The 16,237-nt window shown below is 71.4% G+C and carries 13 protein-coding genes; 7 read left to right on the top strand and 6 right to left on the bottom strand.

Annotated elements, in window-relative coordinates:
- The first annotated feature begins 105 nt into the window (after positions 1-105).
- Genes ACPYN4_RS10600 through ACPYN4_RS10575 form a run of 6 tightly spaced genes read left to right on the top strand, consistent with a single transcriptional unit; the run spans position 106 to position 7,377 of the window.
- Positions 106-909 carry an FAD binding domain-containing protein gene (locus ACPYN4_RS10600; RefSeq protein ID WP_424446321.1) on the top strand — a complete coding sequence of 268 codons (804 nt, stop codon included), beginning with the start codon at positions 106-108 and terminating at the stop codon, positions 907-909.
- Complete coding sequence (locus tag ACPYN4_RS10595) at positions 906-3,674, top strand: molybdopterin-dependent oxidoreductase (RefSeq protein ID WP_424446320.1); 2,769 nt, start codon at positions 906-908, stop codon at positions 3,672-3,674. The genes ACPYN4_RS10600 and ACPYN4_RS10595 overlap by 4 nt, the downstream gene beginning before the upstream one ends.
- Before the next feature lie 45 nt (positions 3,675-3,719).
- Positions 3,720-4,820 carry an ABC transporter substrate-binding protein gene (locus tag ACPYN4_RS10590; RefSeq protein ID WP_287270394.1) on the top strand — a complete coding sequence of 367 codons (1,101 nt, stop codon included), beginning with the start codon at positions 3,720-3,722 and terminating at the stop codon, positions 4,818-4,820.
- A 4-nt stretch (positions 4,821-4,824) separates the two neighbouring features.
- The gene (locus ACPYN4_RS10585; protein ID WP_281651893.1) at positions 4,825-5,646 is read left to right on the top strand and encodes an ABC transporter ATP-binding protein; all 822 of its coding nucleotides are present in this window, start codon (positions 4,825-4,827) and stop codon (positions 5,644-5,646) included.
- Position 5,647: 1 nt separating this feature from the next.
- Entirely contained in the window at positions 5,648-6,472 is an 825-nt protein-coding gene (locus tag ACPYN4_RS10580) for an ABC transporter permease (protein ID WP_287270397.1), read from the top strand.
- Entirely contained in the window at positions 6,472-7,377 is a 906-nt protein-coding gene (locus ACPYN4_RS10575; RefSeq protein WP_424446319.1) for an ABC transporter permease, read from the top strand. The genes ACPYN4_RS10580 and ACPYN4_RS10575 overlap by 1 nt, the downstream gene beginning before the upstream one ends.
- Positions 7,378-7,383: 6 nt before the next feature.
- Here the strand turns inward: ACPYN4_RS10575 and ACPYN4_RS10570 are convergent, their stop codons facing one another.
- A complete protein-coding gene (locus ACPYN4_RS10570) occupies positions 7,384-8,751 on the bottom strand; it encodes an amidohydrolase family protein (protein WP_424446318.1) in 1,368 nt (455 codons plus the stop codon).
- A 93-nt stretch (positions 8,752-8,844) separates the two neighbouring features.
- On the opposite strand from ACPYN4_RS10570, the gene ACPYN4_RS10565 reads away from it, so the two are divergent.
- On the top strand, positions 8,845-9,462 hold the full coding sequence (locus ACPYN4_RS10565) for a TIGR00730 family Rossman fold protein (RefSeq protein WP_287270402.1): 618 nt from the start codon (positions 8,845-8,847) through the stop codon (positions 9,460-9,462).
- Between the two features lie 38 nt (positions 9,463-9,500).
- Here ACPYN4_RS10565 and ACPYN4_RS10560 read toward each other — a convergent pair whose 3' ends face one another.
- The 5 genes from ACPYN4_RS10560 to allB form a co-directional block, all read right to left on the bottom strand.
- The gene (locus ACPYN4_RS10560; RefSeq protein WP_424446317.1) at positions 9,501-10,829 is read right to left on the bottom strand and encodes an allantoate amidohydrolase; all 1,329 of its coding nucleotides are present in this window, start codon (positions 10,827-10,829) and stop codon (positions 9,501-9,503) included.
- Entirely contained in the window at positions 10,826-12,058 is a 1,233-nt protein-coding gene (locus ACPYN4_RS10555; protein ID WP_281651887.1) for a pyridoxal-phosphate-dependent aminotransferase family protein, read from the bottom strand. The genes ACPYN4_RS10560 and ACPYN4_RS10555 overlap by 4 nt, the downstream gene beginning before the upstream one ends.
- On the bottom strand, positions 12,055-13,629 hold the full coding sequence (locus ACPYN4_RS10550; RefSeq protein ID WP_424446316.1) for an AtzH-like domain-containing protein: 1,575 nt from the start codon (positions 13,627-13,629) through the stop codon (positions 12,055-12,057). The genes ACPYN4_RS10555 and ACPYN4_RS10550 overlap by 4 nt, the downstream gene beginning before the upstream one ends.
- A gap of 106 nt (positions 13,630-13,735) precedes the next feature.
- Positions 13,736-14,821, bottom strand: coding sequence for an acetamidase/formamidase family protein (locus ACPYN4_RS10545; RefSeq protein WP_281652513.1), 1,086 nt, complete (start codon positions 14,819-14,821; stop codon positions 13,736-13,738).
- Positions 14,818-16,191 carry an allantoinase AllB gene (gene allB, locus ACPYN4_RS10540; RefSeq protein WP_424446372.1) on the bottom strand — a complete coding sequence of 458 codons (1,374 nt, stop codon included), beginning with the start codon at positions 16,189-16,191 and terminating at the stop codon, positions 14,818-14,820. The genes ACPYN4_RS10545 and allB overlap by 4 nt, the downstream gene beginning before the upstream one ends.
- Positions 16,192-16,237 lie beyond the last annotated feature (46 nt).

Here is a 16,237-nt window from a genome sequence, read left to right as displayed (position 1 = left end):
GATTGCGGCCGTGTTGCGGCCATGAAACACCCGCGAAACGGGGGCCTGATTCACTCGATCGGGCGCGACAGCGAGTTAGGGCCGCGATCCGGAGAGCAGGGCGACATGGACATCACGTCGGTGCAGGCGTACCGCGTCGCCCGTTCTCGGGAGGATCTGCGGCTTGCCCCCGGCGAGGCTCTCCTCGCCGGGGGCACCTGGATCATGAGCGAGCCGCAGCCCGCCACGACGGGCCTCGTCGATCTCACCGGGCTCGCCTGGCCCGACCTCGAGGAGACCCCCGAGGGCCTGCGCGTCGGGGCGACGTGCACGGTCGCGAATCTCGTCGCGTGGGCCGCGAGAGCTCCCGCGCACTGGCCCGCCGCGCAGCTCGTGCCGGCGGCCGCGAACGCCCTGCTGGCATCCTTCAAGATCTGGAACACCGCGACCGTGGGCGGCAACATCTGCCGCGCGTTCGCCGCCGGAGCGATGGTGTCGCTCAGCGTCGCACTCGACGCCGTCGCCATCATCTGGACAAAAGACGATGAGCGGCGGATGCCGGTGGCCGATCTCGTGACGGGCAACGGCACCACGATCCTCGGCCGCGACGACGTGCTACGCGCCGTCGAGATCCCCGCGCACGCGCTCGCCTCGCGCGCCCTGCTGCGCAAGATCGCCCTCGCCGAGCACGGCCGCTCCGGCGCCGTCGTGACGGGCCGCGTCGACCCCGACGGCACGAGCGTCTTCACCGTGACGGCTGCGACGGCGACGCCGACGGTGCTGCGATTCGCGCAGCTGCCGACCGAGACGGATCTGGCGGATGCCGTGGCATCCGCCCCCGGCTACTACACCGACCCGCTCGGTGCCGCGGACTGGCGGCGGGCGGTCAGCATCGAGCTCGCGTCACGCATCCGGGCGGAGCTCGCATGATCTTCGACGTCGACGGTGAGCCGGTCGAGGCCGACCCGCGCGCGGGCCAGTGCCTGCGGACCCTGCTGCGCGAAACGGGCCACACCGAGGTGAAGAAGGGCTGCGACGCGGGCGACTGCGGCGCGTGCTCTGTGCTGCTCGACGGGGTGCCCGTGCACTCATGCCTGATCCCCGCCGTGCGCGTCGAGGGCCACGCCGTCACGACCGCCGCGGGCCTCGCGCCCGCCGATGAGCTGCATCCCGTGCAGGAGGCGATCGCCGACGGCTTCGGCTTCCAGTGCGGATTCTGCACGCCCGGCATGACCGTGACCGCCTCGACGCTGTGCGGCGATGATCTCGATGACCTCGACCGCCGCATGAAGGGCAACCTCTGCCGCTGCACGGGCTACCGCCCCATCCGCGAGGCGATCCGCTCGTCGGTGCTCGGCGAGGTGCGCGAGACGGGGCCGCGAGCCGATTCCGCGACGACGGCACCGGCCACGGCGGCCCCGCAGCGCGTCGGCACCTCCGCCCGCCCCGAGGCCGCGCGCCGCATCGTGCAGGGCCGCGAGCCGTTCACGTTCGATCTGCCGCCGGATCACCCCGCGACGGATGCGCTCGTGCTGCGCGTCGTCGCGAGCCCGCACGCGCACGCGCGCGTCACCGCGATCGACACCACCGCCGCGCGCGCCGTTGCCGGCGTCGTCGCCGTCTTCACACACGAGGACGTCCCGCAGGTGCGCTACTCATCGGGCCGCCACGAGCACCGCACCGACGACCCCGACGACACCCGCATGCTCGACGACGTCGTGCGCTACATCGGCCAGCGCGTCGTCGCGGTCGTCGCCGAGACCGCCGAAGCGGCGGATGCCGCGTGCCGCCTCGTCGACATCACCTACGACGTGCTCCCGGCCGTCTTCGACCCCGACGAGGCGCGGATGCCCGGCGCGCCGCTCATCCACCCCGATCGCACGCCGGACGACCGCGTCGACGAGGCGCACCGCAACGTCATCGCGAGCGTGCACGCGGGGCCCGACGTGGCATCCGCCCTCGCCGCAAGCGCCGTGACCGTCACGGGCACGTGGCAGACCTCACGCGTGACGCACGCGCAGCTCGAGACGCACGGCTCAGTCGGCTGGCTCGACGACGAGGGGCGCCTGGTCATCCGCTCGTCGACGCAGGTGCCGTTCCTTGCGCGCGACGAGATCGCGCGCCTGTTCGACCTCGACCCGGGCCGCGTGCGCGTGCACGCGGCCAGGCTCGGCGGCGGTTTCGGCGGCAAGCAGGAGATCTTCACGGAAGACCTCGTCGCCCTCGCGGTGCTGCGCACGGGCCTTCCCGTCGCGTACGAGTTCACCCGCACCGACGAGTTCTTGCGCGCCGCCGTGCGGCACCCGATGCGCGTCGCCGTCACGCTCGGGGCGGATGCGGATGGCACGCTCACCGCGATGCAGATCGACCTGCTGAGCGACACGGGCGCCTACGGCAACCACTCGCGCGGCGTCATGTTCCACTCGCTCGCCGAGTCGACGACGATCTACCGGGTGCCGCTGAAGCGCGTGGATGCCGAGGTCGTCTACACCAACAACATCCCCTCCGGTGCGTTCCGCGGGTACGGGCTCGGGCAGGTCGTGCTCGGCGTCGAATCGGCGATGGACATGCTCGCCGAGCGGCTCGACATCGACCCCTTCGACCTGCGGCGGATCAACGCGATCCGGCCCGGCGACGATCCCGGGCACGACGACCTCGTATGGGGCAGCTACGGCTTCGACCAGTGCCTCGACCTCGCCCAGGATGCGCTGGCGCGCGGCAACGGCGCCCTCGCCCCCGACGGCTGGCTCGTCGGCGAGGGCATGGCCGCCGCGATGATCGCGACGATGGCGCCGTTCGGCCACATCGCGCACACCACCGCGACGCTGCGCGCCGACGGCACGTACCTGCTGCGGGCCGGCACGGCCGAGTTCGGCAACGGTACGACGACGGTCCTGCGCCAGATCGGGGCGACCGATCTCGCCGCCGACTTCGACCGCATCGAGCTGTGGCACGCCGACACGGATGCCGTCGCGCACGACACCGGCGCGTTCGCCTCGGCAGGCATCACGGTCGCCGGCAAGGCCCTGCACGCCGCGTGCCTGACGCTCGCGCGGCGGATGCGCGAGCGCGCGGCGGCGCTGACCGGCACCGACGCGGCATCCGCTTCGCTCACCTCGACGGGAGTCGAGACGATCGCCGGGCTCGTCGGCTTCGCCGAGCTGTGCGCCGACGGTGAGCTCACCGCCGACGGCAGCGAGCTCGGCGAGCAGCGCTCGCTCGCGTTCAACGTGCACGCCGTGCGCGTCGCCGTCGACCCGACGACCGGCACGGTGCGCATCCTGCAGTCGATCCAGTCGGCGGATGCCGGGTTCGTCATGAACCCCGCGCAGTGCCGCGGCCAGATCGAGGGCGGCGTCGCGCAGGGCATCGGCAGCGCGCTGTACGAAGAGGTCATGGTCTCGCCCGAGGGCAAGGTCACGACGCCCGTCTTCCGCACGTATCGCGTGCCGCAGTTCGCCGACGTGCCCGAGACCGAGGTGTACTTCGCCGACACGAGCGACGACCTGGGCCCGTTCGGCGCGAAGTCGATGAGCGAGTCGCCGTACAACCCCGTGGCACCCGCGATCGGCAACGCGATCGCGCGCGCCCTCGGCATCCGCCCCTTCACTCAGCCCTTCAGCCGCGACCGCGTGTGGCGTCTCGGACACTCGTCACATCCCGGAAACACCACCGAACGGCCGCCCGAAACGTGAGCGACCTAGGGTCACGAGAGCACCAACAGCACTCAAGGAGACCCGATGCCTGCACCTCACACCCTCCGCCGTCGCGGCGGAATCGTCCTCGCGCTGGCGGCCGCCGCCGCGCTCGTCCTGTCCGCCTGCTCCTCCACGTCTGACCCGTCCGCGTCGTCCTCGACCTCGGGTGAGGCCGCCGACTTCGGCGAGGTCAGCGTCCAGTACTCCTGGATCAAGAACGAGGAGTTCGCCGGCGAGTTCTACGCCTACGAGAACGGCTACTACGACGAGGCCGGCTTCTCGAACGTCGTCGGCGTCGCCGGCCCCGACACGGGCGTGGCGAAGCTGCTCTCCGGCTCGGTCCAGTTCGCCCTCACCGACGCTGCCTCGGTCGGCGCCGCGGTCGCCGAGCAGGATGCCCCGCTGAAGATCATCGCGACGACGTTCCAGAAGAACCCGTTCACGATCCTGTCGCTGAAGGACGGCGCGAACATCGCGACGCCGCAGGACCTCATCGGCAAGAAGATCGGCGTGCAGGACTCGAACGCCTCGGTCTTCAAGGCCCTGCTCGCCGCCAACGGCATCACCGAGGACCAGCTCACGATCGTCCCGGTCGACTTCGACCCGACTCCGCTGATGAACGGCGACGTCGACGGCTTCATGGCGTACCTGACCAATGAGGCCATCACGGTCGAGATGGCCGGTTACGAGGTTACGAACCTCGCCTACGCCGAGAACGGCCTGCCCTACGTGGCCGAGTCGTACGCCGTGACCGACGACTACCTCGCGAACAACAAGGACCTCATCAAGGCGTTCCTGATCGCCGAGATCAAGGGCTGGACGGATACCTTCACACAGCCCATCGACGACACCGTCGCGCTCGTGACGAAGTACTACAACGAGTCGGCCTCTGCCGGTGACCTCACCTTCGGAGACCTCGACCCCGACAAGGTCGCGGCCGGCGTCGAGGCCCAGGCGAAGCTGATCTCGACGGACGAGACCGAGGCGAACGGCCTGTTCACGATCTCGGACGACCTGAAGACGCAGACCCTCGCGTCGCTCGCCGCCTCGGGCTGGGACCTCACGGCCGACCAGTTGTTCGACACGACGATCATCGACGAGATCTACGCCGAGAACCCCGACCTGAAGTCGTACCTCCCGTAACACGATGACCATGACACAGACGCTGGATGCCGGTGCCCGCTCGGGTACCGGCATCCAGATCTCCGGAGTTTCGAAGTCGTTCGCCCTGCGCGGCGGACGGTCGCTGCAGGCGCTGCAGAACACCGATCTGCACACCGAGAAGGGGTCGTTCCTGGCCCTGCTCGGGCCGTCCGGGTGCGGCAAATCCACGATCCTGCGCATCCTCGCAGCTCTCGACCACCCGTCCGACGGCATGGCGCTCGTCGACGGCGAGACGCCCGACCAGCTGCGCGCGAAGAGCGAGCTGGGCATCGCCTTCCAAGACCACGCGCTGCTGCCCTGGCGCAGCATCCGCAAGAACATCGAGCTGCCGTTCGAGGTCGCCGGTCGCCCCGTCGACAAGGCCTACGTCGACGAGCTCATCGACCTCGTGGGCCTGCGTGATTTCGCGAACGCGAAGCCCGCGCAGCTGTCGGGCGGCATGCGCCAGCGCGCCTCGATCGCGCGCGCCCTCGTGCTCAAGCCCTCCGTGCTGCTGCTCGACGAGCCGTTCGGCGCGCTCGACGATATGACCCGCCAGAACCTCAACCTCGAGCTGCTGCGCATCTGGACCGAGAAGCCCGCGACGACGCTGCTGGTCACCCACGGCATCAGCGAGGCCATCTTCCTCGCCGACCGCGTCGCCGTCATGTCGCCGCGTCCCGGGCGGGTCAAGGAGATCATCGAGGTCGACCTGCCGCGCCCGCGCACGCCCGAGATGATGCGCACGCCCGAGTTCCACGCGCTCGTCGACCGGGCATCCGAGCTGCTGTTCGGTGCGGACGGGCACGCCGAAGCGGAGGCGTGAGGTGACCAAGGCTCGCATTCCCGGCCCCCTCGCCGCGACGCTCGGCGGCGTCGCGCTGATCCTCGCGTGGTGGCTGTTCTCGCTGCTCGTGTTCCAGCAGCAGGAGGGCACGACCTTCACGCCCGTCCCCTCGCCGTACGCCGTCTTCGACTGGCTGTTCGTGCAGGGCAACATCGCGGGCGCGTGGAGCGTGTTCCAGCCGACGATCACGGCCGCCGCGATCGGGTATCTGTGGGGCAACGGCATCGCGCTCGTGCTCGCGACGTTCGTGCTCGTGTTCCCGCGCACCGAGACCGTCATCACCCAGATCGCCGTCGTCACCTACTGCCTGCCGATCGTCGCGGTCGGCGGCATCTCGGTCGTCGTGCTGGGCGGCGCGAAGAACCCCGGTGACCCGTCGGCGACGGCGATCTTCCTCGCCGCGCTCGTCTGCGTGTTCACGACGGTCGTCGGGGCGATCCTCGGCTTCACCTCCGCCGACAAGGCATCCCTCGATGTCGTCCGCGTCTACGGCGGCGGTGCGTGGACGCAGTTGCGCAAGGTGCGGCTGATCGCGGCGCTGCCCGCGATCCTCAATGCCCTGCAGATCGCCGTGCCGACCGCATTCCTCGGCGCCGTGCTGGGCGAGTACCTCGGCTCGATCACGGCGGGGGTCGGGCCCACGCTCATCCGCCTGCAGGGCCAGCTCGACTCGGCGGGCGTGTGGTCGGTGTTCCTGCTGTGCGCCGTGTTCGCCCTCGCGGCGTACGGCCTGTTCGGCCTCGTGATCAAGCTCGTCACCCCGTGGGTCGCGGGTGTCTCGGGTGTGGGCGGAAAGGCCTCGTGATGGCTTCGCGTGCGACTCTCGATCCGGTCACCGCCGGAGGGGCCACCGTCCAGCTGGCCGTAGCAGCGGATGCCTCCGCCGTCGCCCGGCTGCGGGCGGAGCGCCGGCGCGCGCTGCGCAAGACGGTGCTGCGCTCGCTCGGCAACGCCGGGATCACGATCGTCGTGCTGCTCCTGCTGTGGCAGGCGGTCGTGAGCCTCACGGGGATCTCGCCGTACATCGCGAAGGGCCCGCTGGATGTGTGGGAGTTCCTCTTCACGTCGCCGAACGCCGAGGCGAACCGCGCACAGCTGTTCCCGCTCGTCGGACAGACGCTCGTGGACTCGTCGCTCGGGTTCGTCGTCGGCATGATCGTCGCGATCGTGCTGGCGGTGGCGTTCAGCCTGTCGAAGGCGGTCGAGGCGGGCGTCATGCCGCTCGTGCTGCTGCTGCGGACGATCCCCCTCGTGTCGATCGCGCCGGTGATCATCCTCATGACGGGGCGCGGCACCACGGCATCCGTCGCCGTCATCGGCACCATCGTCGTGCTGTTCCCCGCTCTCGCCAACGTGCTGTTCGGGCTGAGTCGGGCGAGCCGGCAGAGCCTCGACGTCGTGCACGTGTTCGGCGGGGGACGCCTCACGGCGCTGCGCAAGGTCAACCTGCCCGGAGCGCTGCCGTCGATCTTCGCGGCCGCGCGCGTGTCGGTGCCGGGGGCGGTGACCGGTGCTCTGCTGGCCGAGTGGCTGTCGACGGGCGCCGGCATCGGTGGGTCGATCCTGAAGTTCAACGCGCAGGCGCAGTTCGCGCAGCTGTGGTCGTCGATCGCGCTGATCACGCTCATCACGCTGTTGCTCTACAACCTCGTGCAGATCGTCGAGAACATCGTCCTGACCCGCATGGGCATGACCCCCGGTGCGCGCTGAGCCCGCTCAGTGGGGGTGGCCGCGGAGGGGGATGACGGATCCGGGTAGCTCGTGCACCTTCGCCGACGCCTCGGCGGCCAGCGGGTTGGTCGACACCCCGTTCTCGCTCACGAGGCGGCCGCCGACGTAGACGGCCTTGAGGTTGCGGGGGCTCATCGCGAGCACGTACGAGCGGACGGGATGCCACAGCGGCCCGACATCCGGCATCCGCGGGTCGACGACGACGAAGTCGGCGAACTTGCCCACCTCGAGCGATCCGACGCGGTCGTCGACGCCCATGATCTCGGCGCCGCCGAGCGTGTGCAGGCGCAGCATGAGCTCGGGCATCATCGACAACGGATCCTTCGTGCGTGCCCGCTGCATGTAGATGCCCATGCGCATGTTCTGCCACGGGTCGCTCACGTCGGTGCACGCCTGATCGTCGAGCCCGACACCCACCTTCATCCCCATCTCGAGCATCTCGGGCACGAGCGCGACGCCCGACGCGAGGCGACCGTTGGATGCCGGCTGCCACGACATCGAGGCGCCACCGGCAACCGACTCGGCGATGATCTCGGGGGTCGTCTGGATGAAATGGCCGAACATGAGCCCGAGGCCGAGCGCCCCGGCATCCCGATACAGCGCGAACTTGGACTGCTGGTGCTCGACCGCCTCGGGCGATTCGAGGAAGTGCGCCTGGTTCGTCACGCCGTACCGGCGCATCGCCTCGACCTCGAACTCGGCGGCCTCGGGATGCGGCGACCACTGCACCTGGCCCATGATCGACGAGCCGAGGGCATAGTCGGTGTCCATCGCTCGGGTGTGCGCGACCTCGGCGGCGAAGCGGTCGAAGACCTCGTCGGAGCTGCCGACCGTGACGTCCATACCCGAGGCATCCACGAAACGGATGCCCGCATCGAGCGTCCCGTCGGCCTGCCGGTAGTGGTACTCGATTCCGCGGATGCCCGCGGTGCCCGTGCGCTTGCCGTCGACCATCGACTCCCACGCCTGCAGCGGGTCGGTGAAGTTGTACGCCGTCGTGACGCCGTTGGACAGGAAGTCGAGCGACCCGTGCAGCGTCGACCAGTACAGCTGCTCGGGCGTCATGTGCGCGGTCGTGCCGAGCATCGCGTCGCACCAGCCGTAGAGCGTGTCGGCGACGCCGAGGCCGCGCAGGCCGCTCGTGAACAGGTGCGAATGGCTCGAGACGAAGCCGGGCGCGACGAAGGCGCCCGCGACATCGAGGGTCTCGTCGGCCGTGGCATCCGGCGTTCCCGAACCGATCGCGGCGATGCGGCCGTCTTCGATCAGCATCCAGCCGTCTTCGATGTACCCGGGGTCGGCGGTGCCGGCGGGGATCGTGATGAGACGCGCGTGGGTGACGAGGAGAGACATGCTCGTCAAAGTATCCGGGCGATGTTTCCGCGCTGTCACGGCCTGGAAACACGCAGGCACGCCCCGGAAACACGCGAGTTCTAGCGTCTATCCATGGAACGGTTCACAGTCACGGTCTTCTGCGGATCCTCGCCGGGATTCGACCCGATCTACGTCGACGCCGCCCGCGCGGTCGGCACCGCGATCGGTCGCGCCGGCATGAATCTCGTCTACGGCGGTGGGCATGTCGGACTCATGGGAACGGTGGCGGATGCCGCGGTGGCAGCCGGTGCACACGTCACGGGCGTCATCCCGCGAGCGCTGCAGGCGCGCGAGGCCGTCAACCACAACATCGCCGAGCTCGTCATCGTCGACACGATGCACGAGCGCAAGATGATGATGGCCGACCGGGCCGACGCGTTCCTGGCGCTGCCCGGCGGGCCGGGCACGCTCGAGGAGCTCACCGAGCAGTGGACGTGGGCGCAGCTGGGCATCCATCAGAAGCCCGTCGGCCTGCTCAACATCGACGGCTACTTCGACCCGCTGCTCGCGTTCGTCGCGAACATGCGCGACCGCGGCTTCACCCACCCTCGCTACACCGACATGCTCGTCGTCGCGACCGAGGCCGACGAGGCCCTCGCCCGGTTGCGCGACTACGTGCCGCCGGCGCGGAGCGAGGCATCGCCCGGCGCTGAGATGACCGGCGCGCTGTCGCTTCCCGTGCGGCCCTGACGCGGCGGGCGCGGGCCGCGGGCTGCACGGGCAGCGGGTCAGCGCGGCTCGGCGGCGAGGTGCAGGATCGATTCGGCGAGGGCGCGGATGCCGTGGGCCACGTCACCGGCCGACACGAACTCGTCGGGGTGATGACTGATGCCGTCGGGGTTGCGCAGGAACAGCATCCCCACGTCGGTGATCGCACCGAGCGCCATGCCGTCGTGGCCGGCCGGGCTGAAGAGGACCGGCGCCGCATCCGAACGCACGGGCAGTGTCGCGCGGATGCCGGCGGCCACGACATCCTGCAGCAACGGCGCGCAGAACACGGCCGGGGCGCTGTGCACCTCACGCGCCGACCAGCGCAGGCCGCGGCGACCCATGATCTCGTCGAGGTCGCGCGAGAGCAGGTCCCACACGCGGTCGCGTTCGCCATCGAACTCGCCGCGCAGATCGAGCGAGAACCGCACTTCGCCGGGGATCACGTTGACGGCACCGGGGAAGGCCTCGAACCGGCCCACCGTGCCGATGATGTGGTGCTCCGCGGCGCACACGCGCTCGACGGCGAGCGCCGCTTCGCTTGCGCCCAGCAGGGCATCGCGGCGCATGTCGTAGGGAGTGCCGCCGGCGTGCCGCGCCTCACCCTCGACGACGAGCTGGAACCGGCGCGCCGACGCGATCGACGACACGACCGCGAGGGGCTCGCCGGCGCGGTCGAGCGCGGGGCCCTGCTCGATGTGGGCCTCGAGGTAGGCGACGAGCTCATCGGGGCGGCGAGCCGCCTCGCCGATGCGCGCGGGGTCGAGTCCGAACTCGAGGAACGCCTGCCGCAGGCTCACGCCGTCGGCATCCGTCAACGTCCACCACGCGTCGTTCCACGAACCGGCGACCGCCGACGAACCCAGCAGCGCCTTGCCGAACCGGGTGCCTTCTTCGTCCGAGAAGGCGACGACCTCGATCGGGAACGGCAGCGGGACGGCCCAGCCGGTGTCGGTCGGCACCCGCAGCAGCCGCACGACCTCGAGCGCGATGAGCACGCCGGCGATGCCGTCGAAGCGGCCTGCGTCGATGACCGTGTCGAGGTGGGACCCCAGCAGCAGGGCGGGGGCGTCGGATGGTCTCGATACACCGGCGGGGTGACCCAGGACCGCCTCGATCCGCCCGACCTGGTTGCCGGCGGCATCCTGCCACGTGCGCATGCCGACCTCGCGCATCCATTCGGCGGCGAGGCGGTTGACGCGGGCGTGCTCGGGCGAGAGGTAGACGCGCTCGATGCGCCCCGGCGTCGCGGTGACGCGGGCGAGCTCGTCGCAGCGCGCCATGACGCGGCGCGCGGCTGCCGCGACGGCATCCGGCGACGCGGTGAGCAGGCGGGACGGAGCGCTCACGCGGCCCCCGCGTAGACGTCAGCGGCCGCCTCGACACCGCCACCGGCGGGCACGGAGGCCCCGAACCGCCGCAGCACGGCCTCGAGCGCGGCGAGCGTCGTGAGCACGGCGTCCTTCCGGGCGTTGTAGCCCATCGTCCCGATGCGCCAGACGCGGCCGTGCAGGGGTCCGAACGAGGTGCCGATCTCGATGCCGAAGTCCTCGAGCAGGGCCGAACGCGCGGCATCCCCCGGCACGCCCTCCGGGATCTCGACGGCGACGACGTTGTTCATCTTGTGCGCGACGTCGCCGAAGACGCCGAGGCCGAGGCCCCGCACGCCCGCGAGCATTGCGCGCCCGGCGAGCTCGTGCCGGGCGATGACCTCGCCGCGCCCCTCGAGCAGCAGCACGCGTGCGCACTCGCGCGCCGCGTACAGCATGCTCGTCGCCTCGGTGTGGTGGTTGAGCCGCCGCGGCCCCCAGTAGTCGAGGATCATGCCGAGGTCGAAGTAGTTCGAGAGCACGAAGTCGGATGCCGCGACATCGCCCGCCTCGCGGATGCCCGCCTCGACGCGCCCGCGCGAGCGGATGACGTCGACGGCGCGCTCCGACAGCGTGATCGGCGACGAGCCCGACGGCCCACCGAGGCACTTCTGCAGGCCGGCGGTCGCGGCATCCAGTCCCCACGCATCCGCGTCGAACGCGTTGCCGCCGAGGGACGCGGTCGCGTCGGAGTAGAACAGGACTCCGTGGCGGGCGCAGATCGCGCCGATGTCCTCGAGCGGCTGGTTCATCGTCGTCGAGGTGTCGCCCTGCACGAGGGCGAGCAGGGCGGGCTTCACGCGGATGATCGCCTCTTCGATGACGGATGCCGGGAACACCTGCCCCCATTCGGTCTCGATCGTGTGCACCTCGGCCTGCGCGCGCTCGGCGATCTCGGCGAGCAGGTGCCCGAACCGGCCGAAGACGGGGACCAGCACGCGGTCGCCGGGGCGCACGAGCGAGACGATCGCGGCCTCGATGCCCGCGCGGCTCGTGCCGTCGATGAGCAGGGTCGCGTCATTCGCGGTGTTCCAGACGCCGCGGTAGAGCTCCTGCGTCTCGGCCATCGCCGTCGTCATGAACGGGTCGTACTGCCCGACGAGGGGTGCCGACATCGCGCGCAGCACGCTCGGGTAGGCCGAGATCGGGCCGGGGCCCATGAGCAGGCGCGCAGGCGGGTCGATGGGGCCGGGGATGACGGTGGTCATGGTGCTTCCGTTCCGGTGGTGAGGGCGTGCAGGGCGAGGCCCTGCCGCACGAGGGCGATGTCGGTTCCGGCGCGCGCGACGAGGCAGACGCCGACGGGGGCCGGCCCGAGGGGCGAGGCGACCGTCAGGAGCGGCACCGAGAGGGCGGGCAGCCCCGCGACGGCGGCGGGGGTCGTGAGCCGCAGCGTCGCCTGGCGCACGGCGTCGATGCCCTCGCCGCCGGCCGTCCGCGCGGGGGCGGGGCCGGGCGCGGTCGGCAGGATCAGGACGGAATCCGTCACGAGGTCGGTCAGCCGCGCGCGCAGCGGAGCGAGGGCGGCACGGGCGGCGGCCTCGTCGGCCGCCGTGACGGCGGCGGCCGCACGGAAGCGCTCGGCGACGGCCGGGCCCGTGGCGCCCGGATGCGCGCGCAGCCAGTCGCCGTTGTTGCGCCAGGCCTCCGCGCCCTGCACCGTGCGGAACGGCACGAGGTAGTCGTCGAGGTCGCCGATCGAGGCGGTCTCGACGGGCAGAGCGGATGCCGCGACGAAGGCCTCGAACGCGGCGCGCGTGGCGGCATCCGCGGCATCCAGCGCCTCGGCCGGCATGACGAAGCGCCAGGGCAGGTCGGCGCCGGACTCACCGAAGACCGACTCGGTCGAGTCCGACCCGTCGTAGCTGAGGCACCAGTCCGCGACACGCTGCAGGGTCGCGCCGTCGCGCGTGAGCCAGCCGACGGTGTCGAAGCTCTGCGCGAGGGGCAGCAGTCCCTGCCGCGGCACGAGGCCGTGCGTCGTGCGCAGACCCCACAGCCCCTGGTACGACGCGGGCACACGCACGCTGCCGGCGGTGTCGGTCGCGAGGCCGACGTCAGCCTGGCCCGTCGCGACGGCCGTCGCCGGTCCGCTCGATGAGCCGCCGGGCAGCGCGCCCGGGAGGGCTGCGTTCGGCGGGGTGCCGTAGTGGGCGTTGTCGCCCGCGATCGAGTAGGCGAACTCGTCGGTGCGGGCGATGCCGCGCAGCGACGCTCCGCCGCGGAGCAGGTCGGCCACCGCCGGAGCCGTCGTCGTTTCGGCACGCGCCGAGTCGAGGTAGGTGGGGTTGCCCGCGCCGATGCGGTAGCCCTTGATGGCGAAGAGGTCCTTGACGGCGACGGTGAGACCTTCCAGCGGACCGTCCCACGCGCCCTGGAACAGCGGGTCGCCGACCGACCGCCAGACCGACCGGTCGAGGGCCTGCGCGCGCGGCGTGACGTGGGCGGCCGTGATGAGCCAGCGCCCGTCGGGGCGTTCCCAGACCTGCGTCTGCAGTCCCGTGCCGCCACCGCGGAAGCGCGAGACCGATACGAGCAGCGCGACGTCGTCTGCCAGTGGGCGGTACTCGATGCGCTCGATCGTGCGAGGCGGAACTCCGCCGCGCAGGCCGCGGAACGCGCTGATCGTGTCGTGCCCGACGAGCAGGCCCGCACCGTCGCCGCGCATCGTGTCGGCGCCGGGCGCGAACGCGGCATCCAGCGCATCGAGGTCGTTCGCGAGGATGGCGGCCTCGTAGGCATCGAACGCCGCCCGCAGGTCGGCGGGGATCTCGGTCATGCGTCATCCCTCTCCGCCGACGCGGGCGCACAACTCAGGCAGAACCCCGCCCGCGGACGTCGAAACCCCGGCTTGAGCCCCGAACAGCCTGAGTTATGCGCCGCGCTCACGCGTCGCCCGCCCTCGCGACGTCGGCGAAATCGGCCTCGCGGATGCGGGCGTGCACGCCGCACACGATGTCGACGACCTGCGAGATGTCGAAGTCGGTGGCCGCCGACAGGTACGCGTAGGCGAGGTGCTCGGCCATGCCGTACCGGGCGGCGAGCAGGTCGAGCGCCGCGCGCACGGCCTTGCGCATCGCCTCGTTGAGGTCAGGGTCGAGCCCCGTCGGCACGAGGTACTCGCCGGTCCGCACGAGGGGTCCGGTGACCTCGCCGAAAGCGGCGAGGGCCTCGTCGCGCGGCACGACCTCGAAGCGCAGTGTCGCGCGCAGGGATGCCTCGAGCGCCGTCAGCGCGACCTCGCCGTCGCCCTGTGCGAAGTGCGGGTCGCCGACGTAGGCGAGGCCGCCCGGCACCTGCACGGGCAGGTACAGGACCGTCCCCTCGACGAGCAGGTTGATGTCGATGTTGCCGCCGTGCGCCCCGGGCGGCACCGAGTGCGGGCGTTCCTCCCCCGCGACGGCGACGCCCATCGTGCCGAGGAACGGCGCGAGCGGAAAGCTCACGACGCGCTCGCCACCCTCGACGAGCGGCAGACGTCCGGCGCCGCCGACCACGGGTGTGAAGACGCTGACGTTCTCGGGGCCGCGCGGCAGTGTGCCGGGGAGAGCGCCCTTGCCGTGCCGATTCGAGATGACGCCGTACGGCACGCGCGGTGCGAGAGCTACGACCGTGATCTTGAGGAGGTCGCCGGGCTCGGCTCCCTCGATGAACACCGGCCCGGTGATCACGTGCGGCCCGTCGGCGAGGGCGTCGCGCGGGACGGATGCGGCGATCTCGATCGCGTCGGTGAGCACCGCCTCGGGCGCGACCCCGTGACCCGTGAAGTAGTCGAGCGGATCCTGACCCTGATCAGGCAGGATGCCTTCGTGACTGACGGTGTCGAACGTGACGGTGGCCCCCGCCGGAACGGCCAGCACCGGGGCATCCGTCTCGCACGGAAGCCTCCCCCACAGCACCGTCTGCGGCGACGCGGCGACGTAGTGGTCGCCGGGGATGGGCCCGACTCCGGGCTGCAGGATCTCGCTCACGCCGTTCCTCTCGACAGGAGGCGGCCCGCTGGTGGGCGCCTCAGCCACGGCGCCTCGCCGGCGCCGCCTTCGCTCGCGTCGTACACACTCTGCCCGCGCAGCCACGTGCGGCGCACGCGTCCGGTGAGGACCTTGCCGTCGTAGGCCGAGATGGGGTTGCGGTGCTGCAGGGCGCGCGCCTCGATGCGCAGGGTGTCGTCGAGGCCGAACACCGCGAGGTGCGCCGGCGCGCCGACGACGATCTCGCCGACGCCCGTCAGCCCCGCGACGCGCGCGGGACCGGTCGTGAACAGCGGCAGGAGGGTGTCGAGCGGGATGCCGCGGCGGCGCGCCTCGGTCCAGACGGCCGAGAGCCCCACCTGCAGGCCCGCGATGCCGCCCCACGCGAGACCGAAGTCGCCGTTCCCCGAGCGCTTGAGGTCGACGGTGGAGGGCGAGTGGTCGCTCACGATCGCGTCGATCGTTCCGTCGAGGATGCCCTGCCACAACAGGTCCTGATTGCCCGCTTCGCGGATCGGCGGGCAGCACTTGAACTCGCTCGCGCCGTCGGGGATCTCCTCGGCGGTGATCGTCAGGTAGTGCGGGCAGGTCTCGACGGTGAGGTCGACCCCGTCGGCCTTCGCCGCGGCGATCGCGGGCAGAGCACGGGCGTCGCTCAAGTGCAGGATGTGGGCGCGTGCGCCGTGACGCCGCGCGGCGGCGATGACGGCGTCGATCGCGGCCTCCTCGCTCGCCGGCGGGCGCGACGCGAGGAAGGCGGCGTAGCCGCGCCCGAGCGACCCGTCACCGGAAAGGAGGTCGGGGTCTTCCGCATGGACGATCAGGCGCGAGCCGATCGACGCGACCTCGGCCATCGCCCGGTCGAGCTGGGCGCGATCGAGGTGGCCGAACTCGTCAACGCCGCTCGGTGCGAGGAAGCACTTGAACCCGTACACCCCGGCGTCGTGGACCGGCCCGAGCGCACCGAGGTTCTCGGGGACGGCGCCGCCCCAGAACCCGATGTCGACATAGGCGGATGCCGCGGCCGCCGCCCGCTTGATCTCGAGGGCCTCGGTCGTCGACGTCGGCGGGATCGAGTTGAGCGGCATGTCGACGAGGGTCGTCACGCCGCCCGCGGCCGCGGCGAGGGTCGCCGACCGGAAGCCCTCCCATTCGGTGCGGCCGGGTTCGTTGACGTGCACGTGCGAGTCGACGAGACCGGGGACGAGGGCCGCATCCTCGGGCACTTCGACAGCGCCGCGCGGGGCACCGTGGGGCACCCCCACGTCGGCGATGACGCCGCCGCGCACGACGACCTCGGCCGGGCGGAACGCACCGTCGATCCACGCGCGCTCCGCACGGATCACGAGCTCCGCGGCATCCACCTGCACTTCACCGGTCTTCACGCTTCTAAAGCTATTGCTTAACGTGACGCGA

The organism is Microbacterium sp. CH-015, assembly GCF_049707015.1.
In the GTDB taxonomy this organism is placed as follows: Bacteria; Actinomycetota; Actinomycetes; order Actinomycetales; family Microbacteriaceae; genus Microbacterium; species Microbacterium aurum.
This window is presented reverse-complemented; position numbering and strand designations above follow the sequence as displayed.